The 22,627-nt window shown below is 49.7% G+C and carries 23 protein-coding genes and 1 pseudogene; 11 read left to right on the plus strand and 13 right to left on the minus strand.

The genetic code is table 11. The features are described from left to right. Positions 1–139 precede the first annotated feature (139 nt). Positions 140–2,947, minus strand: a complete 2,808-nt coding sequence (locus GBK04_RS18545; RefSeq protein ID WP_373331111.1) for a triple tyrosine motif-containing protein — start codon at positions 2,945–2,947, stop codon at positions 140–142. A gap of 122 nt (positions 2,948–3,069) precedes the next feature. On the opposite strand from GBK04_RS18545, the gene GBK04_RS18550 reads away from it, so the two are divergent. Then, positions 3,070–4,134, plus strand: a complete 1,065-nt coding sequence (locus GBK04_RS18550; protein WP_152762216.1) for an NHL repeat-containing protein — start codon at positions 3,070–3,072, stop codon at positions 4,132–4,134. Between the two features lie 95 nt (positions 4,135–4,229). Here GBK04_RS18550 and GBK04_RS18555 read toward each other — a convergent pair whose 3' ends face one another. The 4 genes from GBK04_RS18555 to GBK04_RS18570 all read right to left on the minus strand — a co-directional run bounded on the left by GBK04_RS18555 (position 4,230) and on the right by GBK04_RS18570 (position 5,834). Next, positions 4,230–4,451, minus strand: a complete 222-nt coding sequence (locus GBK04_RS18555) for a hypothetical protein (RefSeq protein ID WP_152762218.1) — start codon at positions 4,449–4,451, stop codon at positions 4,230–4,232. A 21-nt stretch (positions 4,452–4,472) separates the two neighbouring features. Continuing rightward, a complete protein-coding gene (locus GBK04_RS18560; RefSeq protein ID WP_152762220.1) occupies positions 4,473–4,766 on the minus strand; it encodes a hypothetical protein in 294 nt (97 codons plus the stop codon). Positions 4,767–4,942: 176 nt separating this feature from the next. Then, complete coding sequence (locus tag GBK04_RS18565; RefSeq protein ID WP_152762222.1) at positions 4,943–5,278, minus strand: hypothetical protein; 336 nt, start codon at positions 5,276–5,278, stop codon at positions 4,943–4,945. A gap of 1 nt (position 5,279) precedes the next feature. Continuing rightward, positions 5,280–5,834 (minus strand): RNA polymerase sigma factor, encoded by a 555-nt coding sequence (locus GBK04_RS18570; RefSeq protein WP_152762224.1) that lies wholly within the window; start codon positions 5,832–5,834, stop codon positions 5,280–5,282. 210 nt (positions 5,835–6,044) lie between these two features. Between GBK04_RS18570 and GBK04_RS18575 the strand changes: the two genes are divergently transcribed. Beyond that, on the plus strand, positions 6,045–6,746 hold the full coding sequence (locus GBK04_RS18575; protein ID WP_152762226.1) for a response regulator transcription factor: 702 nt from the start codon (positions 6,045–6,047) through the stop codon (positions 6,744–6,746). Here the strand turns inward: GBK04_RS18575 and GBK04_RS18580 are convergent. Continuing rightward, entirely contained in the window at positions 6,706–7,101 is a 396-nt protein-coding gene (locus GBK04_RS18580) for a LytTR family DNA-binding domain-containing protein (protein WP_152762228.1), read from the minus strand. The two genes, GBK04_RS18575 and GBK04_RS18580, sit on opposite strands and share 41 nt — an antisense overlap. Further along, positions 7,098–7,709: a hypothetical protein gene (locus GBK04_RS18585; RefSeq protein ID WP_152762230.1), complete on the minus strand. Its 612-nt coding sequence runs from the start codon at positions 7,707–7,709 to the stop codon at positions 7,098–7,100. The genes GBK04_RS18580 and GBK04_RS18585 overlap by 4 nt, the downstream gene beginning before the upstream one ends. Before the next feature lie 258 nt (positions 7,710–7,967). On the opposite strand from GBK04_RS18585, the gene GBK04_RS30785 reads away from it, so the two are divergent. The 3 genes from GBK04_RS30785 to GBK04_RS18595 all read left to right on the plus strand — a co-directional run bounded on the left by GBK04_RS30785 (position 7,968) and on the right by GBK04_RS18595 (position 10,491). After that, positions 7,968–8,144: a hypothetical protein gene (locus GBK04_RS30785; RefSeq protein WP_373331112.1), complete on the plus strand. Its 177-nt coding sequence runs from the start codon at positions 7,968–7,970 to the stop codon at positions 8,142–8,144. A 30-nt stretch (positions 8,145–8,174) separates the two neighbouring features. Beyond that, a complete protein-coding gene (locus GBK04_RS18590) occupies positions 8,175–9,290 on the plus strand; it encodes a hypothetical protein (RefSeq protein WP_152762232.1) in 1,116 nt (371 codons plus the stop codon). A gap of 157 nt (positions 9,291–9,447) precedes the next feature. Further along, positions 9,448–10,491 (plus strand): zinc-binding alcohol dehydrogenase family protein, encoded by a 1,044-nt coding sequence (locus GBK04_RS18595; RefSeq protein ID WP_152762234.1) that lies wholly within the window; start codon positions 9,448–9,450, stop codon positions 10,489–10,491. On the opposite strand, the gene GBK04_RS18600 is transcribed toward GBK04_RS18595, so the two are convergent. After that, positions 10,469–11,194: a hypothetical protein gene (locus tag GBK04_RS18600; protein WP_373331113.1), complete on the minus strand. Its 726-nt coding sequence runs from the start codon at positions 11,192–11,194 to the stop codon at positions 10,469–10,471. The two genes, GBK04_RS18595 and GBK04_RS18600, sit on opposite strands and share 23 nt — an antisense overlap. A 197-nt stretch (positions 11,195–11,391) precedes the next feature. Between GBK04_RS18600 and GBK04_RS30790 the strand changes: the two genes are divergently transcribed. The 3 genes from GBK04_RS30790 (at position 11,392) to GBK04_RS18610 (ending at position 14,340) form a co-directional block, all read left to right on the plus strand. Then, on the plus strand, positions 11,392–12,669 hold the full coding sequence (locus GBK04_RS30790; RefSeq protein WP_373331114.1) for a TonB-dependent receptor plug domain-containing protein: 1,278 nt from the start codon (positions 11,392–11,394) through the stop codon (positions 12,667–12,669). Continuing rightward, the gene (locus tag GBK04_RS30795; protein ID WP_373331115.1) at positions 12,666–13,616 is read left to right on the plus strand and encodes a TonB-dependent receptor plug domain-containing protein; all 951 of its coding nucleotides are present in this window, start codon (positions 12,666–12,668) and stop codon (positions 13,614–13,616) included. The genes GBK04_RS30790 and GBK04_RS30795 overlap by 4 nt, the downstream gene beginning before the upstream one ends. Before the next feature lie 154 nt (positions 13,617–13,770). After that, a complete protein-coding gene (locus GBK04_RS18610; RefSeq protein WP_152762238.1) occupies positions 13,771–14,340 on the plus strand; it encodes a hypothetical protein in 570 nt (189 codons plus the stop codon). A 47-nt stretch (positions 14,341–14,387) separates the two neighbouring features. Here the strand turns inward: GBK04_RS18610 and GBK04_RS18615 are convergent, their stop codons facing one another. Next, positions 14,388–14,813: a Fur family transcriptional regulator gene (locus tag GBK04_RS18615; protein ID WP_152762240.1), complete on the minus strand. Its 426-nt coding sequence runs from the start codon at positions 14,811–14,813 to the stop codon at positions 14,388–14,390. Positions 14,814–14,955: 142 nt separating this feature from the next. Here GBK04_RS18615 and GBK04_RS18620 point away from each other — a divergent pair, with 142 nt between their 5' ends. Next, positions 14,956–15,357 carry a MerC domain-containing protein gene (locus GBK04_RS18620; protein WP_152762242.1) on the plus strand — a complete coding sequence of 134 codons (402 nt, stop codon included), beginning with the start codon at positions 14,956–14,958 and terminating at the stop codon, positions 15,355–15,357. A gap of 28 nt (positions 15,358–15,385) precedes the next feature. Here the strand turns inward: GBK04_RS18620 and GBK04_RS18625 are convergent, their stop codons facing one another. Continuing rightward, positions 15,386–16,660, minus strand: a complete 1,275-nt coding sequence (locus tag GBK04_RS18625; protein ID WP_152762244.1) for a serine hydrolase — start codon at positions 16,658–16,660, stop codon at positions 15,386–15,388. 239 nt (positions 16,661–16,899) lie between these two features. On the opposite strand from GBK04_RS18625, the pseudogene GBK04_RS18630 reads away from it, so the two are divergent. Beyond that, positions 16,900–18,617, plus strand: a pseudogene (locus tag GBK04_RS18630) (IlvD/Edd family dehydratase). A 114-nt stretch (positions 18,618–18,731) separates the two neighbouring features. After that, positions 18,732–19,544, plus strand: a complete 813-nt coding sequence (locus tag GBK04_RS18635; protein WP_152762246.1) for an SDR family NAD(P)-dependent oxidoreductase — start codon at positions 18,732–18,734, stop codon at positions 19,542–19,544. Here GBK04_RS18635 and GBK04_RS18640 read toward each other — a convergent pair. Genes GBK04_RS18640 through GBK04_RS18650 form a run of 3 tightly spaced genes read right to left on the minus strand, consistent with a single transcriptional unit; the run spans position 19,541 to position 22,236 of the window. Further along, positions 19,541–20,311, minus strand: a complete 771-nt coding sequence (locus GBK04_RS18640; RefSeq protein WP_152762248.1) for a LytR/AlgR family response regulator transcription factor — start codon at positions 20,309–20,311, stop codon at positions 19,541–19,543. The genes GBK04_RS18635 and GBK04_RS18640 overlap by 4 nt on opposite strands. Beyond that, positions 20,308–21,351, minus strand: a complete 1,044-nt coding sequence (locus GBK04_RS18645; RefSeq protein WP_152762250.1) for a sensor histidine kinase — start codon at positions 21,349–21,351, stop codon at positions 20,308–20,310. The genes GBK04_RS18640 and GBK04_RS18645 overlap by 4 nt, the downstream gene beginning before the upstream one ends. Positions 21,352–21,393: 42 nt before the next feature. Beyond that, positions 21,394–22,236 carry a hypothetical protein gene (locus GBK04_RS18650; RefSeq protein ID WP_152762252.1) on the minus strand — a complete coding sequence of 281 codons (843 nt, stop codon included), beginning with the start codon at positions 22,234–22,236 and terminating at the stop codon, positions 21,394–21,396. Positions 22,237–22,627: the final 391 nt, after the last annotated feature.

Consider the following 22,627-nt stretch of genomic DNA (forward strand, 5'->3'; position numbering starts at 1 on the left):
TTGAATTATTGTAAGAATTAATTGAATTCAAAACTACAAAAGATCGTGCCTGATTGTCAAATAAAGCAGTACATCACCACTACATCAAAAGAAATAATGCAATAAAATTGGCTGTAAAAGTGCTATTTTTAGGGAAGATTCAAACGTTCATCATGAAATCGTTCAAATTGACATCATTGTCCAAGTCTAACTTTTTTCGAAGTCGGTAGCGTTTGATTTCTACACCGCGAACAGAAATTCCCAGTGCTGGGGCCATTTCTTTAGTAGCCAGGTTCATTCTCAGGCAGGCTGCCAGGCGGAGTTCGGAAGGGGTAATCGAAGGGTTTATTTTTTTCAGCCGTTTAAAGAATTCATCGTGCACATCATTAAAGTTATCCTCGAATAGCTTCCAGTCCTCCTTGCCCGACACATTGCGTTCGATACTGTTCAACAATTTGTGGTAGTGTATATTAGACAGTTGCTGTCCCATTTCTGCTTTCACCTGCTGTAACTCGTCCCGGATTTCTTCCAGGATTTCGTTCTTACGTACCACGTTGATGGCGATATTGCTCAATTGCTGGCTCTTGTTCCTTATCTCATTCTGTAAGCTCTCGTTCCGTATCTCGATGATCTTTTTTTCCGCCGCCAACTGCTGCTGGTGTAGTTTCTGCTCCTGCTCAGCCAATAACTTCCTACGGTGAGCGGCCAATCGTTTCTCCTGCCAAAGGATAAGGCCGATTATCAGAGAGATTCCGACTAATAAGAAGAGAATTTTGGCCCATAGTGCTTCATACCAATGCGGTTGCATCTCAAATACATAAGAAGTCACGAGCGGATTAAGCGAATTCCTGACCTGAAAATCATACGTACCGACCGCCAGGTTGGTAAAATCCGCAAAACTTTGCACGGTCCAATCAGACCAGGCATCGGTCAGGCCTTTCAGTCGGTATTGGTATAGGATTTCACTGCCGTATAATGGGAGTGCGTAACTTATTCGTAGAGAGCGTGTTTGATCAGGAATTTGCGGTGGGTAGGTTGTTGGGAACGAAACCGATGATTGAGTCAGGCTCGTCACTTTTCTGATAAGGGGCACCAAAGGCTCTGCAACCTGACTATTCAGGTTCGAGCGATCGAGCAGGGCATAGCCGTTTCCGAGGCAAAACAAGTAATAACGGTCTGTAAGCGGAACAATCGTTTCGGAATTTCTTACCAGTGACAGACCAAAACCTCGACTTTCACCGTCAGTTCTTTCAAGAAACACCTGATCGCGGTAGATTTTAAACCATTCACCCGCCATTCCCATGCGTAATTTATAGATATCGTCTTCCCCGGCGTTAAAATCAGGATCAGGCATCAGTTTGTATTGAGGAGTAGGCGTGTAAAAGCGCCCTCCCGATCGAATCAGTACCCTGTTTTTCCAAGAAGCGAGTTCTACAGAATACTCGCTGGGCAATTCCAGGGGCGATTCATAGGCCGACCATTCTTTGGCAGATTTCAAATCATCATTCAGCCGCATCCGGTACAATCCTTTGTAGGCGTGGGAAAGCCAGAAAACCCCGTTTTTATCCTGGACTATCCCTTTGATGGGTATAGGAGGTACCTTTTCGACCCGGTGAGCGTATTCCCATAGGCCTTGGTTATTTTTTTGGTAGATGTGCAGTCCTGTATAGGTACCTTGCATCAGAAACTTTTCCCCTCTTGCCTCAATGGTGAGCAAGGTCCAGCCGCCCGGGATGGAGGAAATCTTTTCTATTTGGGTTTCGGTGATTCGAAAGGTACCTTCGCTATGGCCGCAAATGAGCTGCCCATCGATCACTTTAAGGTCCCAAACCTGTCCCTGCAAACCTGGCACCAACTGGAATGGCTCGCCGGAGGGCCATTTTTTGACAAACAAACCACTGTTGGAACCCACATAGAGCCGGTTATTCCACACGGCAGCCGCGTAAGTGGTACCCAGGGGGTTATTGGTTTTAGTGTAAAAGCTCAGGGGTGAAGCCAGGCTGATCATATCCATGCCCTTGTTCAGGCCCAACCACAAATTCTGCCGGGCGTCCTCGAAAAGGGACAGGATAGTGTTGTTTTGCAGCCCATTCTGTGAATCAAAATGGCTTATCAGGTCGCCTTCCGCCGATACAAGGTACAGGCCATTCAGTATGGTACCGAAGGCATACGTACCGTTTTTTAAACGGAGAGCCTTGTTAAGAATGCTTTTTTTCAGTTCAGCTGCGATCGTTACATTCCATGGCCGCATTTTGCCGTTTTCCCACAAAAAAAGCCCATGTTTGGCGGTGGCGATGAGAATTTTGCCCTGATCGAAAGGCAGAATGGAGGATACACTGGTTCGGCTGAGGTCCTCCGTTCCTTCTAGCGGGCGGAATGTCTTTCCTTCGAGAATATACAATCCCTTGTCGATCAGTTGAATGAGTTGCCGATTCCCGACGTTACGCAGGTACATGAAGTTGCCTGGTGCCCTGATTTCGGTCACACGCTTGCCGTCATATTGGTAGATGTAGGAAAACGATTGGAAATAGATCGTCTCGCCGGCTTTCAGAATGTGCCAGATTTCTTCCGTTTCAATACTCTTGAATCTAATTCCTTTGCTTAACGAGTGATAGGTCATTTTCCCGGTGGGGGTATTCTCCCAAAATCCAAACTCACCGAAACCACCCACATAGGTACGTTGAGTACCTGTTTTATCCTTATCGCAAAGCACGGAGCGCACAATCTGCCCGTTGGGCAGTGGAAAAAGCCGCCAGTTGGCCCCGTCATATTCCAGCAGCCCGTCCGAATTGGCAGCGTACATGATTCGGTCGTCCCTTTGGCTTATGTCCCAGTTCTGGTTGTGTGCCCGGTAGGTCGTACTCGAATAATTGGTAATCAAGGGTAGTTCTTGTCCGAGGGCGGGTTGGAACAGGGCAAACCATACGGTAAAGCGCAGAAATAAAATGATTTTGTGCTTGGTTTTCATGCTTAATCTAAAAAGAATAGATTGTCCGTACCTACTAAGCCTGTCAAAACAGAGAGAATTTACACTTGATTTAGTATAACTCCCCATTCGGAGTCTTTATTTGCTGATAAAACGCTAAATCCATGATCAATTCCAACCCTTCCCGCCGTAATTTCCTGCGAACTACGGCCCTCACTGCAACAGCTATGACTTTTAAGCCCTTCTACATACTGAACGCAAAGCCCAAAACCAATGGTGAAATCATCGGTCACGGTACCCATACCTACAAAGTACAGCTAGGCTGGGGAGATCTGGATTCCTCTAAATTTCCCATCAACAACTGCCACGAAATGGTGCAGGACAGCAAGGGTAGGCTGATTATGGTTGGTGACGAGGTGAAAAACAACATCTTGGTGTACGACCGTTCCGGCAAACTGCTGGACAGTTGGGGCCACGAGTACCCGGGCGGCCACGGCCTCACGCTCTGGAATGCCAACGGCGAGGAGTTCCTGTTTATCTGTGATCCCAACCTGGGGAAAGTAGTCAAAACCGATATACAGGGTAAGGTACTCCTAACCATCGAACATCCCTCGAAAGTAGGGGCCTACGAAGAAAAAATGGCTTTTAAACCAACTGAAACGGCCATCGGGCCTGATGGTACCATCTACGTGGCCGACGGCTACGGCTCGCAGTGGATACTCCGCTACACCACGAATGGCGAGTATATTGATAAGTTTGGTGGACCCGGCGATGAGGATCATCAGTTCGCTACTGCCCACGGCGTAGCCATCGATTACCGCAACAAAGCCAATCCTACGCTGTTGGTAACCTCACGCGTACACAATTCCTTCAAACGCTTCAGCTTGGATGGAAAGTACCTATCGACCATATTCCTACCGGGTGCCTACGTGTGTCGCCCTGTCATGGATGGCGACAATCTGTACGCCGGCGTATGTTGGTCAAGGCTAAGGTACCTCAATCAAACGCCCAATTCGGGGTTTGTGACGATTCTGGATAAAAACGACAAAGTGATTTCTAATCCCGGAGGTACCAAACCCGAATACCGCGATGGGCAGCTACAAATGATGGTACAAAACTACCCCCAGTTTATGCATTGCCACGATGTCTGCGTTGATAATGAGAAGAATGTATACATCTGCCAGTGGAATGCCAAAAAGACGTATCCGATCAAGTTGGTGAGAGTGTAGGTTTAAAGAAAGCTTTATTTAATCGAAAGCCGCGCCCAAGGTAACTGGGCGCGGCTTTCGGCTATTTAGGGAATTGAATCAATAAGGGAATCTACTCACTGATTTTCGGTCGGAGCGGGTTCCGAAGATGCTCTATTTTGGGTAGATCGGTCGGGATGATCCCCCGATTTTCTATACGACCAGTCCCTACAGCCTTCACGACCGTCGAAATGATTGCGGTATGAAAAACCCGGCGGACGGCCCATAAAGGCATATAAGCTGCCGAAGGTGACGGCAGCGGCCACCAGGCTAAGGAGAATTCGGTTGCTTCTTTTCATGGTATTTGCTGTTTAGAATGTTTAAGGGCGGTTACCGGTATTAGCCTCATCCTCGAAATCGCGGAATTTTGACTGGTTTTGCTTAAATTGAAAATACTCTTCATCACTCATGGCTCGTATTTTATCGGCAAAAGCCAAGCGTCGCTCGTGAATATACCCGTAGTTGCCCCGGCGATGCCACTCCCTTCCCCGGAAAAGCCGAAACAGACTGGCAATGATTAAAAACACGATAGCGACCCTTAATACGAAAAAGGGTAGGTAGAATAGGGCAATTCCCCATAAAATGCCAAATACTATAGGTTTCAAAATTTTCATAGCTGTAAATATTTTAAAAAAAACACACTGAAAGATGATATAATAAAGTAGACGGATAACCTGGGGAATTACTTTACCGGGCAGGAAATATTTTGTAAAAGGAGGGCTCATTGTTATTTTATTATACTAACAACAGCCCTGTAGGCTAGTAGAGCTGTCAAAAGGAGTATGTTGCATTACTGCTTTTTTCGCTCGACGCAACGTTTTTTCCACTCCGCCCGAATCCTTTCTTTCTCTTCGGGAGTCATATTCGAAAACCGGTTTCGGCCAAAGGGTGGACCACTGCCTCGGGGACGGCCCCAGCCTGCTCGCCCAAAGCCTCCGAAGAGGATCCGACACAGTATCAGCAGGCCGCCCGCTTGCCAGAACCCAATCGGCTTGACGAGCAGTACAGGGGTAAGTATGGCGTTCCATAGCAGCATGACCACCCAGGCAAGAAGGGCCATGATAGCCGGAATAATAAGAAGGAACCGCAGCGCGACTCTTTTTCGGTTAAATCGGGAAGGGGTCATATCAGTAGTTGAAAAGTTCGTTATACAGAGTTTGCAATCGTTTACGCAAATATTTTACAGCATATCCTTTCCGAGAAATAACTGTTTTGAGGTTCTGTTCCGTCTTATCCGCGATCTGCTGCAGGGTCATGTCTTCCATTTCGTTCCATACGAATACATCCCGCTGGGCCGGAGGCAATTCGTCGAGGGCGGTGAACAACTCCTGCCAGAAGAGTTCCCGCATGTACTTCGCCTCCGGGTCGCTGCCGGGATCAATCAGCAGAATTTCCTTAAAGTTGAGTGCTCCGTCATCGCTTTCGTACACAGAATCGCTCAGCGGTTCGGGGACATTTTTTCGCTGGCGGTCGATGATCTTGTTACGGGCTACGGTATGGAGCCAGCCACTCATCTGCTCGATCTCGCCGATGTTTACCACACTACTCAATTGCTGCCACACTTCCTGCAAAATGTCTTCGGCGTCCTCGTGCGAGTTCACTCGCTTCCTGATGAAACCGAATAGTTTCTGGCCGTACTGCTTTACGGTAGAAAGGATAGTTTGCTGGACCGGTATCGACAAAGTTTTAATCAGAAATAAGTTCTGGGAAGGAAGACGATTCAGTCGGGATTTTACTTTAAATGAGCGAAGGCCAGCAAGCGACGTTTTAGGGCCAATCGAATGTGTAGATTTCACGGTCAAAAGTGTTGATTTCACCGTGAACCATTATTAATGTATTAATACACAGCCTACTTTCGATGCATAACTACGCACTAAAACGCTATCTGTACAATGGAAAAGGAAATGAATTCGAAATGGGCTTTGAAGAAAACGGACGCTACTGTCCTGGTCGCTAAGTCCGAACCGTTCACATGTGAAGTACTGGGAAGCCTGCTCAAGACCGAAGGATTTGATGTGGTAGGCAGAGCTTCGAAGCTGGATGATCTGATAAGCAAAATTCAAACAAAAAAACCATCGTGTGTCATAACAGAAGTAGGGGTTATCGGCGACGCCTCCTTACTGATGAATGCCCTGGGACAAATGAAGAAGGTACCTAAGGTAGTACTCTACGTAAACAGCCACGACACCCGCGATATATCGAAAGTACTAGAGGCCAAGTTCAGCGCCTATCTGCACGCCGAGGACCAACTCGAGGAATTATACCACTGCCTGCAATCCACGAAGAAAGACGATACCTATTACAGTACCTGTTTCAAGGATCTGATTCATGAATTGGGTATCACCGAGGCCGACAGCGAAACTTTGCGGATCATCAAGTCGCTTACCAAGCGTGAGCGGCAGGTACTGCAGCTACTGACTAAAGGTCTCACAGGCCATCAGGTAGCCGACCAACTGAACATGAGCTACCGTACTCTGGCCAATCATAAACAGAACATCACCCAGAAATTCTCTTTGGCTAGTGGAAGGCACCTACTGCGGCAGGGATTACAGATTAAGGGTTTTCTGTCGAATCCGCAAGCGGGCGGGAAGTGAGCGATGCAGGGGTAGTAGATTTGGACAAGTTCTTTTCCAACGATTCTTTGAGGGTCTGCATGCGGGCGCGGGGCATCACCAGTTCTTTTTTAGGTAGCTGCTTTGAATGGAGGATGTACTTTCCTTTTTCCCAGTAGGTGTAGCTATCGAAATAGTTGAGATTGAGGATAAAGTTGCGGTTGCCCCGGAAAAAACGATCCGGATCCAGTTCATTTTCCAGTTCTGCCAACGATTTCGATATAGTAAGTTTTCCCTGACTGTGATGCACATAGTAGCTTCCATCTTCGGTCTCGAACAGATAGCAGTCATTTACATTGAGAATCGTATCGCCTGTGGCAGTTTTGGCTTCTATCAATTGTATATAAGGACGGGGGTACCTTTCGCATAAGAGGCAAATGCATCGAAGACCGTTTCCTGAGGGCTGGCTGTCTTCTTCAAGTTTTGTAGGAAATCGACAAATAGGGAGACATTCAGCAGAATATAGCCCAGAATAAGGACAAAGGGGGTATAAATGATATATCCTGTGAAAGTGTAAAGCAAAACCAGATAGTAACTCTCATACCGGCTGGCTTCAAAATGTGGAAACTCACGCAAAAAGAAACGAAGATGCAGAGTAATAGGAATAAAAAAGAAGTAGGCGGTCAGGAAAACGGGCAAAAGCTTTAACTCATACAAAAGGATTGACTTAGGCGTAAGGGATATTTCATTGATCCGAAAAACGTCATGGAAACGATCGATCAGGACTATTACAATATATAGACTGACAAATTCGGGCAAATAAAAGCCGATGACCCAGTTGAACAGGTACCCAAGAAAGCCATGGGAGGTTTCTACGCTGGTCGATTTGAATTCCGGATTAAAGGTCCAGCTGAAAATTTCGTAGAATAATACAATGACAAACAGAATAGCTAGGCCACTCCACGATTTTTTCAAAAAAGAACGATTCAGTTCAAGCGTTTTCACAAGCGGTCATTTTTATTCAGTGGCTAAAAGAAGCAGGATCATGGGCCTTCATACAAAATTAAGACGAGTTTAAAACTAGTCATTAATGACTAGTTTTTAATGTAAATATAGGAAAATGCGCGGATTATTTGGAGCGCCTCGGTGCTATACCTTTGTATCATAAGGTTTTGAGAAAATACAACGCCTCATAACCCCAAGACGTTCATCGGTATCCAAATTGGTCAAAATAAATCTCAAACGCAAAAAAAACTAGTCCCTATGAAAAAGTTCGAAATTACTCCTAAAGGCTCGTTGTCACAGTACATGAAAAACAACATCATCAAAGCCAAAAACGAAATTAACCACACCTTGCTGGCTGGTCCTGGAATGGGCGATATGTCATGCTTCGGAATTGTAGTTCCTGAGTCTTCCAAAGGATTGTCTGTGTCACTGTAATAGTAATATTACTGCCAAAATCAAATACCCATGAAAGCAAAATCACTTACATCCTATCAGAAGGTAGCGCAGGAGTGCATCGATGCATTCAATCGGGTTGATATGCGCCGCGAAGAGGGGTACTGTGTTCGATCGGGCTTGTTTTCGGCCAATCTGACCAACTTCCTGCCCGCTTTGCCAGAAGCCACTCATGAGACTATGTATACGAACTTGCTTCGTAATTTGTCTCTGGAAAAGTTTGACCGCAGATTGATGCATCTAAGCGATGTTTCGGATTTGGAAGGCGATTTGTCTCTCCTCAAAAATCCGAAGAAGCCCTTCATCTTCTGCACCTTCCACATCGGATCGTACCGGCTCATTGCCAATCTGCTGCTACGGAAGGGGTACCAGTTTTCCACACTGGTCCGTCAGGGAGTCTTCGAATCGCAGCGCGCTGAATTCAAAGAGTACTGTGCCGAGATGCACGATACTTTTAATACACCGAGTAAAGTAAATATCCTTAACGCCGAAGATCCCCGGGTTCTGTTGCAAATGACCCGGGAGCTACAGGCAGGTCGTTCGATGCTGGTGTACCTCGATGGCGACACCGGTACAGGAGAGGACCACAAAGTTACGGTTGATTTACTCAATCAGCAGGTCCGGGTTCGTAAGGGTGTACCCTACGCAAGTTACTTGACAGGCGTTCCTATTTTGCCCATTGTGCAGTACCGTAAGAATAATCTGCAAAATGTGCTCCGGATCGGTAAACCGATTTCTCTAAAGAAGAACGAGAGCCGCGAAGAATTTTGCTACCGTTCCCTCAGTTCCATTTATAAGTACTTTGGCCAGTATATTGAGAAATATCCTGATCAATGGGAGGGTTGGACGTACATTCACAATGCTATGGTGATTAACCCCGAGCATTCCAATGTCAATACCACCTATGACCTGAGCAAGAAGCGCACGACCTACCGTTTCAATCAGAGCCGCTACCGGATTTTTGAACTGGAAAGTAATTTCCTGCTCTTCGACCGGGCCGCTTACGAAACATTCGAGATTACTGCCGACATGAAGACCTATCTTTCTGCTCCGCAGGTGAAAAATCCGATCAAGACATTGGGAGCAGGTATTTTTGGTGAATTGGTTACCCGAAATATCCTGATCTGAGTCACCACCCCCGGGAGTGACAATATATAAAAGTTTTAGTGTGTGTATAGTATGGATAAGCTCCTGCCCTTTGGGTGGGAGCTTTCTTTTGTTGTGCCGATGGCAATTGCGGAGTATTTTTTTGCTACTTTGGCCGCCTACTTCATTTCATTGAGCTTTGAAAACACTTACCCTGCACCAACCCGGCCATTTTGAGTTTGCCGATGTACCTTTCGACCCCACCCTTGCGAATGGACATGCCCTGGTAAGGGTAGTCTGCATCGGAATTTGTGGTACCGACCTGCACGCTTACCGGGGCAACCAGCCCTTTTTTACCTACCCCCGGGTGTTGGGCCATGAACTTGCTGTGGAGGTACTCGCCCTGCAAGGCGACCCATACGGGTTGAAAGTGGGTGATTTTTGCGCCGTAGAACCCTACCTGGATTGTGGCGAATGCCAGGCATGCCGGCGTGGCTTGACCAACTGCTGCGAGAAACTACGGGTGCTGGGTGTGCATACCGATGGGGGGATGGTCGAATATCTGAAAATTCCCACAGGAAAACTACATCCCTCCAACCGCTTGAAAAAAGAACAACTTGCTTTGGTGGAAACGCTGGCTATTGGAGGTCATGCCGTAGAGCGGGCCGAGCTAAAACCCGACGATCTGGTGCTGGTGGTAGGGGCAGGTCCGATTGGACTCTCGGTGGTGGAATTTGTAAAACGAAGCGGGGCCACACTCGTGGTAGCTGACCGTGACGAGAACCGCCTGCGGTTTTGTCGCGAAAAAATGGGCGTCGGACACACTCTACTGGCGGCCGATGACTCCACCCAAGCGCTGCGGGATATGCTGCAGGGAGATTTGCCGACGGTAGTGTTCGATGCCACGGGCAATCCCAATTCTATGATGAAATGTTTTGACTACTGCGCCCACGGCGGCAAGCTGGTTTTTGTAGGGCTTTTCCAGGGCGATGTCAGCTTTCATGATCCTACCTTTCACCGTAAAGAGCTAACGCTCTTAGCCAGTCGCAATGCTACCTCCCATACTTTCCGTACGATTATCAATGCCATCGAAAACGGACGTATGGACACTACTCCCTGGATCACCCACCGTGTGGTGTTTGACGCACTACCCGATTGTTTTCCTACCCTTCTAAAACCAGAATCGGGAGTGATAAAAGCCATTGTGGAAATGCCCGTCCTCAGCGGATCAGTCGCAGAGTGATGCCATTAAGCACGAGCGTAACCACCAATAGTAGCAGGTAGGCCCAGCCGATGGGGAACAAAGGTACTATCCAATGTACCCCGACCAGAAATGTGAGAAAGCCAAAACCTGTCAGTAGGAGGCCGTACATGATGCGTATGGTGGCCGTGGAGCCCTGCTGCGCATGCGTGAAGACCGCCAGCGTGGAAGTCATGATAGGAAAAGGTGTCAGCAAGCCGCTCCATTCCGGCCCAAGTCTTTCGGCAGCCTGGGTAAGTATGAGCACGAACAACGTCGCCACCAGCATGCGGAGTGGGATGTCGTAGCGAGGCTGACGTGTAACGGCGGCAGCCTGAGCTGGTTTTGGAAAGTAATACAGCACGGCTGCCAGTACAGAAACCGAAATCAGAATGCCCCAGGGTAGGGTAGGGGTGAAATAAAAGGCCACTACTGCTACGACAAAAAAGACTCCGTAGCTCACTAGCACGGTGGGCAGCCACCACCAACGGGTGGAGAGAGTAGCATACGAAAATGCAAATAGAAAGGTACCCAGCGCTCCCATGAGGGCTCCCGGAATCGTAGCGGCGGCAAACGGCGCCCCCTGCTCCCAGGCCATAAAGAATGAAATGGGCCCTGCTACCCACGGAAAGCCGCCTATCCATCCTCCTAATCCTGCTCCCCACCGTCGCACACTCAGCGTAACCCCTGCAATCAACAGAGGCATAAGGGTTATTTTAATCAAAAAAATGTAGTTCATGCTTGGGCAACCTTGTCCTGGTACAGCGGGCAAAGGTACTAAACTGTGAAAGTGTAGCAGCATGGAAAGAAGTTTATCTAACCATTTGCAACAAGGTTGCATTTGATCTATATTTGCAACAATGTGGCATTAAGCCTACGGCCACATCCGAAAAAAGAAGCGCTATGCATCGGCTACTGATTCTATTTTGTCTTTTCATTAGTTGCGAAGGGTTCTTTGCAACGGACGGGCTCGCCCAAAATGCCGATTGTCATTGCTTTATCAGAGGTGTGGTGCGCGACGATCACACGGGGCAACCGATCGTGGGGGCTACGTTGTTGCTGGTGAAATCCAATCAGGGCATTTTCACTGATGCCGATGGGCGCTACGAGTTTACTAATCTTTGCCCAGGTCGGTACGAAATAGAATGCCGGATTGTGGGGTACCAATCCCGGCGCGATACGGTTAATCTGGTGGAGGGGCACGAAGAGAATTTTTCGCTTGCCGAAGAGGAAATTCATCTGGAGGACGTCGAAATTACCGCCCATCGTACCGACGCACCCGTCACGCAACCACTTGCTACGCTTACCGGCAGCGATCTGGCGCAAACGCGGGGTCAGTCCCTGGGTGAAAGCCTGCAGGGCATTACCGGTATCACAACCCTGCAAACCGGCTCATCCATCGCCAAGCCCGTCATTCATGGTATGCATAGCAACCGGGTTTTGATCATGAACAATGGGGTTCGGCAGGAGGGACAGCAGTGGGGATCGGAACATGCACCCGAGATAGACCCATTCGTAGCCACACGGTTGTCAGTGGTGAAAGGGGCAGCGGGAGTACGCTACGGCTCCGATGCCATTGGTGGGGTAATTCTGGTTGAACCCGAAGAGCTACCCATCAACAAGCCCCTTAGTGGGGAAGTCAACGCGGCGGGATTTTCTAACGGACGGCAGGGAGCAGGATCGGCAACGCTACAGGGGGGCATAAAAGGCCTCGGCGGTTTCGGCTGGCGCGCGCAGGGTACCCTCAAGCGGGGTGGAAATATTCGAACGCCCCGTTATTTCCTGGATAACACCGGTATCTCAGAACGCAACTACTCGCTGGCGGCAGGGTATCGCAAAAAAGGGTTCGGTGTTGAAGTGTTTTACAGTCATTTTGCTACCAGAATTGGGATTTTTTCGGGTTCACATATCGGAAGCGTGACGGATTTGCTCAATGTCATCAACAGCGGTGAGCCGCTGGTCAAATCCGATTTCAGCTATGCGATCAATCGCCCCTATCAGCAGGTTAAACATAATTTGCTCAAAGGTGAGGTACATTACCATTTTCCGGATGGTAATCGCCTGAAATGGGTGTCGGCATTTCAGTACGACAATCGTCTGGAGTATGACCTACATGCCCCCGCAATGATTCCCTGGCCGCCCTCAACCATCCCGAACTTTCATTTCGCCTCACTACTTTGACGAATGACATTCTCTGGGATCATAAGCCGTTGGCCCAAAAGTTTACCGGGCAAATCGGCGTGAGTACCCTGTACCAGTACAACGTGATGAATGGGCGTCCCCTTATTCCGAACTTCGATCAATGGAACGTGGGTCTGTTCGCCATTGAGCGCCTGGTACACAACGGCTGGGAGCTGGAAGCCGGGCTACGCTACGATTACCGACAACTCACTACCTACCGGATCGTCAGCCGGGAAAAACAGACGAATGTTTTTAATTTTCACAATGCCTCGGGCACCCTGGGCGCAGGGCGTAATCTGAACGACCGCTGGTCGGTGCGACTCAACCTGGGTACGGCCTGGCGGGCGCCCAATGTGAGTGAATTGTTCAGTAATGGGGTCCACCACGGGGCAGCGGCCTATGAAGAAGGTGATCCTACCCTGGTGCCCGAAAAAGCACGCAACGCCATTGGCAGTATCCGGTACGCCAATGAAAAGCTGACTTTCGAGGTAGGTGGTTATTATAATTACGTCCGGGACTACATCTACCTCAAACCCCAGGCCGAACCCATCCTAACCGTACGCGGAGCCTTTCCCTACTTCAGGTACACCCAAACTGACGCAACTTTCAAAGGAATCGACGCCAATGTGGATTGGAAACTGGGCAGGCATATTTCGTGGGGAAGTAAGATGACCTACCTGCGGGTGAATGATGTACGGAATGATTCGTACCTGGTCAATATTCCCGCCAATCGTTGGGAGAATCAACTGAAATCCACTTGGCAGGAGGTAGGTACTTGGCGCAAAATGGCCGTATCGTTATCCAATCGTTGGGTAGGAGAGCAGCGACGGGTACCCCCGGCGAGCGATTTCGCCCCCCGCCCGCGGGCTACTCCCTGTGGAGCGTGCAGGCAAGTGGTACTCTGCCCCTGGCAGAAAAACGGGAATTGGAACTCACCTTTACCGTAGATAACATCTTGGATACGGCCTACCGCGATTACCTCAACCGCTTCCGCTACTACGCCGATGACATGGGGCGCAATGTGTCCCTGCGCGTCCGCTATGTTTTTGGAAAATAAACAATTTTTAAATCAATCGTTTACTCTAAAATCATGACTCAGGTATGGCTATGAAAAACAAATGGATTCCAGCAATGCTAATCGGGCTGACTTTTCTGCTAGCGCAGTGTAAATCGGCCTCCGACGTGGAACCCGACGATGAGAATGAATTAATTACTACTGTTCAATTGCAATTTTCCCCAACCCTTATCTTTACGGGTGATCAAACCTTCACCTACCGCGATATTGACGGGGATGGCGGTAATCCACCCACGAAGTTCGATACCATCTCGCTGCTGGCAAATACGGAGTACGTACTGAAAGTGACCGTGCTGGACGAAAGCAAAAATCCAGCGGATGACATTACTGAGGAAGTGCAGGAAAAGGCTGATGAGCATCTTTTTGTGTTTACGCCTACCCCCGCATCCCTGCTGACGTACACCTATGGTGATAAAGATGCCCGTAATCTGCCGATCGGCCTGGTCGGTACGGTCAAAACCGGAGCCGCCGGAACGGGTACCCTGCGCGTACAGTTACGCCATCAGCCTCCCATTAGTGATAAAATCATGAAAGACGGTACCGCCGGTCCCGGCAGCGATGATGTGAATTTGAATTTTAACTTGGTAGTGAAGTAGATTAATTGATTTGGAATGAGGGGATGAAGCGTACTTTATTTCCTCATTCACTCATCCGAAATTGAGCAGGCCGCACAAAGTCCCTGAATCAGCAAATTGACTTCTTCCACCCGGTAACCCTCGGGTAGCTTGACGGCCGGCACGTGCAGGTTTTCAAGACAGTTGGTTTGTCCGCATAGATTGCACTTGAAATGGACGTGATCGTGGTGGTGGTCATGTTCGGTGCAGCGCTCCCGGCACAGGGCGTAACGGGTACCTTCGTCGTCGAGCACTTTGTGAATTATACCTTTCTCCAGGAAGGTCTTCAGAGTACGGTAGATTGTCACCCGGTCGAAACGTTCGCCCAGGGCACTTTCCAAATCTCCGTGCGAAAGCGCCATTTCACGGTTCACAAAAGTCTCCAGTACGTCCTCGCGGCAGGAAGTCGTGCGAAGTTTGTGATCTTTGAGGGTAGAGCTGACAAACTGTTCCATGGGTGTTGAGCGGTATGATGGGCAGGATCAGGCAGTAAAGGTACGGTACTTTTTTCAATCCTGCTCTGTGAACGATTTATTATGCAACAGTGTTGCAAATCATAAAGTTTCCGATTATTTTTGCATCACTATTGCAATAAGTATGAAAACCGATTCCAGCGTACCTACCGGACATTCTCACAGCAAAGCCGACTACATGGGCATTGCGGGTTCGGTACTTTGCCTGATTCACTGCCTTATTACTCCCGTTTTGGCGCTGGGTACTTCGCTCACGGCGCACAGCCATACGATAGGTGTAATTGACCTCGATTATTTTTTCATTCTTATAAACGGCGTAGCAGTCTACTTTGCCACCCGTGAGCATCGTAACCCCCTGCTTCGGCTTTTTCTGTGGAGCGCTTTCCTGTTATTTTCCGTTTCGCTGATCCTGGAAAACTATTTTCCGGCTTTCCGGACGCTGGGGTACCTCGGTTCGGGCCTTCTCATTGCCGGTCATGTGTATAACCTGATTTATTGCCGCCCCTGGCGCATTGTGAACGAGTGAATGCCACTCATTCTAGGCAAGGTCAGTTTTATTTATCATATTCCACTTCATAACGGCTCAAATCTGGTCGGCCGTGCCTTTTTCGGTTGATCTCATAGTCGAAAATTGCCTTTCCCAAATGCGACATGAACGGGAAGCTGACGGTTTCGTATTCGTAGGTATTATCGTTGAAGATCTCATTTTCGTTGGCATAAATCACTGCCGTTAGCATGAACTCCACGCCCCGCTCAAAATCCACAATGTAGGCATTGTCCAGCATGAAGCCGTAGGCATCACCTACCTTATTGAACAGGCGAATGTTGCGGGGCATTCGCTTTTTGCTGTCGCCGAATAGGAAAAACTTCACATAGCTGTCGTAGTAATCGTCCGAATAGTGCGTGGGGTAGCTGGTTTCCATGGGTAGCTGCGACATATACCGGTACAGGAACGCATAATCGTCAGGCCGCAGGTCGAACCGTTCGTGGGGTGGGAGACTTTCAGGAAAAAAGATAGCCTTGAGCAGCTTGTGCTGATCTTCCAGGGCAAAGAAATTCTTCTCGGTAAAATCAAAGGGTTCGTTCACCAGCTCGCCATTCTTAAGGTACCCCTTTCCCATTCGAATAGGCGACGCGACGTCTTCGACTTTTTCGGCGTAGGCCATCGGCTGATGATAAAGTACCCTGCCATCTTTCTCAAAACGGACGGGATTCGTATAGCGGTTGTTCTCCGTACTCATGGGTAGCTCCAGGCGGTGCCGGATGCGTACATTGAGGTACCCCTTTTCGTGGAGTTTACGGTTGAAGTCTTCTTGACCAATGAATTCATACAGCCGGTTGAAAGCATCGTTGTCGCTGGCCAGCAGGATTTTCTTTGCGTAGTGGGCCACGGAGGGTAGTCCGCTTTCGGAGGTCGAGTCAGAAGTAACGGAAGTTTGCTCGAGACGCCCGGCCTCAGTGAACATGGGGGTGTATTTATCCAGTCCCGGAATATTCAGTTGATTGATCTTTTCCAAAGCCAGCAATACGGCGGGCAGCTTGACCGTGCTGGCCGGGTAGAAGTACCTGTTGCGGTCTACATTGTAGCGGTAGGTAGTAAAATGCGGCTCGTTCTTGCGGTTGCGGTCTATTTTGGTGTATACGATCTGCACGCCGTGCGCGTCCGGATTTTTGAGGAGGTCGCCAAACCAGTCGGGATGCTGCTGCAGTATTTTTTCAAGAAAGGCGTCGGTAGCGGGTTGGGCGGAAAGCGGAGGGGCGAGCATACAGGCCAGGGTGGCGATGAGTAGACCGGAGGTTTTGCGGAAAGCTGTAATCAAATCAGACATGGTTTGGAATAAAGTCACGGTACTCGACTTGGTAAGCGGGGGCAGTCCTGTCCCTAAAAATCAAATGCAAGATACTTCTAATAAACTGTATTTCGGGGCGGCATATTTGGCAGATAAGCCATTTTTTTAGTCCGGAAATGTTTTTTAAACAAAAGTCCTGCTACGGACGGCCATTATAATTCGGTCCAAAGTACCTTTGCCTTCTTAGTTGATCTACGAAAAAGAACCCAATAATACTCATGGATAAAAAAGAATTACGCAGCCGGGGCTGGTTTGGCAAAGAAGGGAAGGATGGTTTCATTTACCGCGCCTGGATGAAAAACCAGGGGTACCCCGCCGACGAATTTGAAGGCCGACCCGTCATTGGCATTTGCAATACCTTTTCGGAGCTCACGCCCTGCAACGGCCATTTCCGCGAACTGGCCGAGTCGGTCAAGCGTGGCGTGTGGGAAGCGGGTGGATTTCCGCTGGAATTCCCGGTGATGTCGCTCGGCGAAACACTCATCAAACCCACCGCCATGCTCTACCGCAATCTGGCGAGTATGGATGTGGAGGAATCCATCCGGGCCAATCCCATCGACGGGGTCGTACTGCTGTGCGGCTGCGACAAAACTACCCCCTCACTGGTGATGGGTGCATGCAGCGTTGACATTCCCACCATCGTGGTATCAGGAGGGCCCATGCTCACGGGCCGTTACCGGGGCAAGAGCATCGGCACCAGCGATATCTGGCGGTTCAGTGAAGCCTACCGGCAAGGGCAAATGTCGCAAGACGAGCTCAGTACCGCCGAAGCCTGCATGTGTCGAAGCGCGGGCCACTGCGCCGTGATGGGCACAGCCTCCACTATGGCCTGTATGGTCGAGTCACTTGGCCTCACTCTTCCCGAAAATGCCGCTATCCCCGCGGCCGACTCGCGCCGTAAGGTAGCCGCCCATTTGTCGGGCCGCCGCATCGTGGACATGGTGAAGGAAGATTTGCGCCTGTCGCAAATACTGACTCGCGAGGCCTTCGAGAATGCTATCAAGATCAACGCCGCCATCGGGGGATCTACCAATTTCGTGATTCACCTGCTGGCCATCGCCGGCCGCATCGGGGTAGACCTGAAACTGGACGACTTCGACCACCTGTCGGCCGATATCCCGTTGCTGGCCAATCTGCAACCTTCGGGGGGTACTTTATGGAAGACTTTTACTACGCGGGCGGCTTACCCGTGGTCATAAAAGAGCTTATGTCACGCCTGCACGGCGGTGTAATCACGGCAAATGGCAAAACGATGCAGGAAAACAGTTCGTCGGCCGAATGCTTCGATCCCGAAGTAATAGGTACCCTGGAAAAACCCGTGAAGGAACTGACCGGATTAGTGGTGGTGAAAGGAAATCTGGCCGTGAATGGAGCCGTACTCAAACCATCGGCTTCGCTGAAACCCGAATTGCTGCAGCATCGGGGTCCGGCTTTGGTTTTTGAAGACATCGACCATTACAAAGCCCGGCTGGACGATCCTGACCTGGATATTGACGAAAACACCGTAATGGTGCTGAAAAATGTAGGTCCGAAAGGGTACCCCGGTATGCCCGAGGTGGGCAATATGGGCATACCCAAGCGATTGCTGGAAAAGGGCGTGATGGACATGGTACGTATCTCCGATGGTCGCATGAGCGGTACTGGCTTCGGTACGGTAGTGCTGCACGTGTCGCCCGAAGCGGCGGTAGGGGGTACCCTGGCGCTGGTGCAGGATGGGGATATGATCGAGCTTGACGTGGCCAACCGCCGCCTGCACCTGGATGTTTCGGACGAAGAACTGGAAAAACGCCGTGTCGATTGGAAACCACTGGAATTGGGCTACAACCGGGGGTACGTTAACCTGCATATCAACCACGTGTTGCAAGCTCACGAAGGGGCGGATATGGATTTCCTGCGCGGTGGTTCAGGCGACAAGGTGACGCGTGATTCGCATTGATTTTTGAGGAACAGGGCATTAAAGGGCAAAGGCACAAAGTACAGGATATGTGTAGTGAGGTGAGAGTAGATTGATTCCTAAACCCATTTTTCGCAGAATCCAGAATCCAAAAGAATGACTGATAAACTTTTTGCCGATCAGGTGGCCATCGTGACGGGTGCCGCGCAAGGGATAGGCTTTGAGATAGCCCGGCAACTGGCTTTACAGGGTGCAGGCGTAGTACTCAACGATTTGCATGGTGCCCTTGCCGAAGAAGCAGCCTCATCCATTCAAAAAGAAGGCGGCCGATGTGTGGCCGTAGCCGGCGATGCCTCGGATGAGGAGGTCATTGCTGAAATGGTACAGCAGTCCGTAGAGCATTTTGGCAAGCTTACCATTGCCGTAGCCAATGCGGGCATCACGCTGTTTGGTGATTTTTTCGAGTACCCGGCGGCCGATTTGCGCCGGGTACTCGAAACCAATCTGGTTGGATCGTTTTTGCTGGCCCAGGCAGCAGCCCGACAGATGCGGCATCAGGATTCGGGCGGCCAGCGGACCGGCGGACGCATCCTGCTCATGTCGTCAGTAGTGGGTCATCAGGCGCATGAGTATCTGGCTGCCTACGCCATGACCAAGGCCGGACTGGAAATGCTGGCCAAAAATCTGGTGCTGGAGCTATCACCCCACAATATCACGATCAATGCCGTAGCGCCCGGCGCCACCCTGACCGAGCGCACCTTGCAGGAAGACCCGACCTACGCCAAGGTATGGTCGGCAATCACGCCCACAGGGCGTCCGGCGATTCGGGAAGACATCGCCCATGCGGCGTTGTTTCTGCTGTCGCCCCTGTCGGGGCACATCACCGGACAAAGCCTGGTGGTCGACGGCGGCTGGACTTCGGTGAGTCCGTTGCCGGATTTGAGTGGCATGAATGAGGGAGGTACCTAGTTTTCCTCAAACCAGCTTTTGAACGTAGGTACCCGCTCCTTGCTGATCAGGATTGGTTGGGGCGAAGCGGGGGACACTCTGATCAGCAGACGGCCATTGAAATAAAACTCGATTTCCCGGATGCTGTCCCGGGCCACGATAAACTGTCGGTTGGCCCGAAAAAAACGATTCGGATCGAGCATATTATCCAGTTCTTCCAGCGGTTTGTCGAGGGCATAATTGCGGGCATCGCTCAGGGTACCCTCCACTACGCCGTTCCGAATCGTGAACCAGGCGAACTCATCGTCCCGGATCGGGATCAGCTTATCGCGGTAAGGTACCAGGAAGTTCCGGCGGACAGGTTTCTTATGCAGCAGCTGGCCATGGATGATATCTTCCAGCGATTTCACTTTTTCTTTCAGATTTTCCCCCTTGGTATGGAGAAATTTATCCAGACTGCGATGCAGGGCAGTGGGCTTTATGGGTTTTAATAGGTAATCTACGCTATTCAGTCTGAAAGCATTGATCGCGTATTCATCGTGGGCCGTCGTGAAAATTACCGGGCTCTGCACAGACGTATGTTCGAAAATGTCGAAGCAGGTACCATCACCCAACTGCACATCCAGAAAAATGAGGTCAGGGGCCGGATGGCTCGTGAGCCAGGCTACCGACTGTTCCACACTTTCCAGAATTGCCAGTACCTTGGCCTGGGGAATTATTTGCTGCACCAGATCCCGCAGGTAATGTCCGGCTGGTTCTTCGTCTTCTATGATTACTAGGTTGGTCATGGTGATTCTACAAGCGGTATCATTACGGTAAAGTGCCGGGCATCCTCTGTTTGGGTCGTGGTTTGGCCGGTAATGAGTTCATAGCGTTTATCCAGATTGCTCAGGCCGATTCCCAGACCGTCCGTGTGGGTTTTACGATGGATTGAATTCGAGATCGTCAGCTGTCCCGCCTCTTCGTCAACCAGCACGTTGAGATGCAGCACATGGTCGGAAGTAATGACATTATGCTTGATGGCATTCTCGATGAGGAGCTGCAGCGCCAGGGGTACCACATACCATTTTTTGCGTAACTCGGTATTTTCGAAAGTAAACATCAACTTATTGCCAAAACGGGCCTTATATAATCCCAGGAACGAATGGGCTACCTCCAGCTCCTCCGCGAGACAAACCAGATTCTGGTTTTGGATTTTCAGGTTGTAGCGTAGGATGTCCGACAGGTTATGAACGATTGTCTGTGCCTTACCCGGGTCAGTCATGATCGAAACGTTGAGGATATTCAGGGCATTGAACAGAAAATGAGGATTGAGCTGATTGTTCAGGACGTCCAGCTGGTGCTTGATCTGCAGCCTTTTCAACTGTTCGTTTTCAATATTTATCCGATTGACCTTATGCATGATGTCAATAAAATACCGAAATCCCCGAATAGCAGCTACGATCACCGAGTGACGCACAAAGTAGGTAAGGTGCAACAGCGAGTTTTCGCGTACGGGCCCGGTAACTAAGAGTTGAAACTGGAAAAACAACTCGGTCAGGACCAGCAGCACTGCGATCCGAATGACCCACCGGGTAGCTGGTCTTTGCCTGAGGTACCACTTCATGGAGTTCTGGACCGATTCCAGATCGAGCAGAGCCAGGGTCATTCCGAACAGAAAGCTACTCACAAACTGGCAGACCAGCGCCAGCGATCCGGTTTGGTACAAGGCAGGCGAAAGCCGGGGCTCCCAAGCGAATGTCAGAAGCTGAGGCAAGTTCACAATCAGGCTAATGACTATACAGAAGCGCCATAAGTCCCGAATCCCAAAGTAGCGCGGTGTTGTCATATCATCTCCCAGGCGGTCGATACCGATCAGTTATGCAGAAAACTAGGAGGCCATAGACACTGAATTGCTCCCCATAAGTCCATGCAGCCAGCTGGTGCCGGATCGGGTTTTATGTTCATGGCTGGCTTTAAGTAGGGTAGCTACGGTACTCAGGAGTTCGGCCTCACCCTTGTTCCAGGTACGGGGAGTGATGGTGTCTTCTACGCCCAGGTAGCGTTTCGAGCCATCGGATTCTGAGAGCGCCACCTCATACACCGAACGATAGGGACCCAGGTCGGGCATTTGACCGGAAGCTGTCACTTCATGCACAAACGGGGAGGCGCGGAAATTCTCGGAGATGGTGTCACGGATGTAAACCCGACTTACTTCTAGTACCTCCAGAATGATTTCCAGTACGTTTTCGGGAGTATTATTTGAAATATTTTGTAACTCATTGGCACATAGATTCGCAGCTTTATCGTAGAGTTTACGCTGGTTGCCCGTTTGCTTATCGAGTTGAGCGGCCATGGCATTTTCCCACCGGCGAATGGTATTTTCCACCAATCCCACCCAAGCCCTGGGCTGGTGGGTAGCGGGGGGCGGCTGTACCTCAAGGGTGGAAAAAGAGGGCGTATCGGTGGCGGTACCAGCAGGGCATCCATCACGAATTACCAGACAGGGCATGGTATTCCCAAGTACCTGTACCAGATCGGTAGGAGACCCATCGGGTAGACAGCAACAAGTAATCAGTGCATCGTACTTCGATTGGTTACAAGCTCTGAGTGCTTCTTTCTTATTTCCTACTTCTTTGATCTTATAAGCGTATCCCGCGCTATATAATGATTTAGAAAGTGACTCGCACCAGTCTGGGCGAAGGGATACCAGGAGGAGTTGAAGTGGTTTCATGGAGAGGAAGTTTCGTTGAGGGAACACAATAATGAACTACATCTGAACTCATAGATAGGTCCGTCAATTGAAGACTACCTATCCTTATTATCCTGTAACAAATATGATATAATTAACTACATATAATTTAAAAATGGATGCGAACTCCAGAGATTGTAGGCCGAGCGGTGGATTTCGGTCGGTGCAGGTGTGTGCTAGCTGGAACTTGGCTCCCGAATCTGCCGGAAAGCCGGTCATTGTCCCAATGGTCTTGAGCATCGAAATGTTATACGATGCTTGTCAACGGAGTCTTTTTGTAACGGATAGCCTAAAATTACAACTTAAAAAAACAAGTTGTACAATCAGGCACCGATATATGAATAAAGTTGGGCAGGCTTCTAAAAGGTTTCAT

It is taken from the genome of Salmonirosea aquatica, from assembly GCF_009296315.1.
GTDB classification, from domain to species: Bacteria; Bacteroidota; Bacteroidia; order Cytophagales; family Spirosomataceae; genus Salmonirosea; species Salmonirosea aquatica.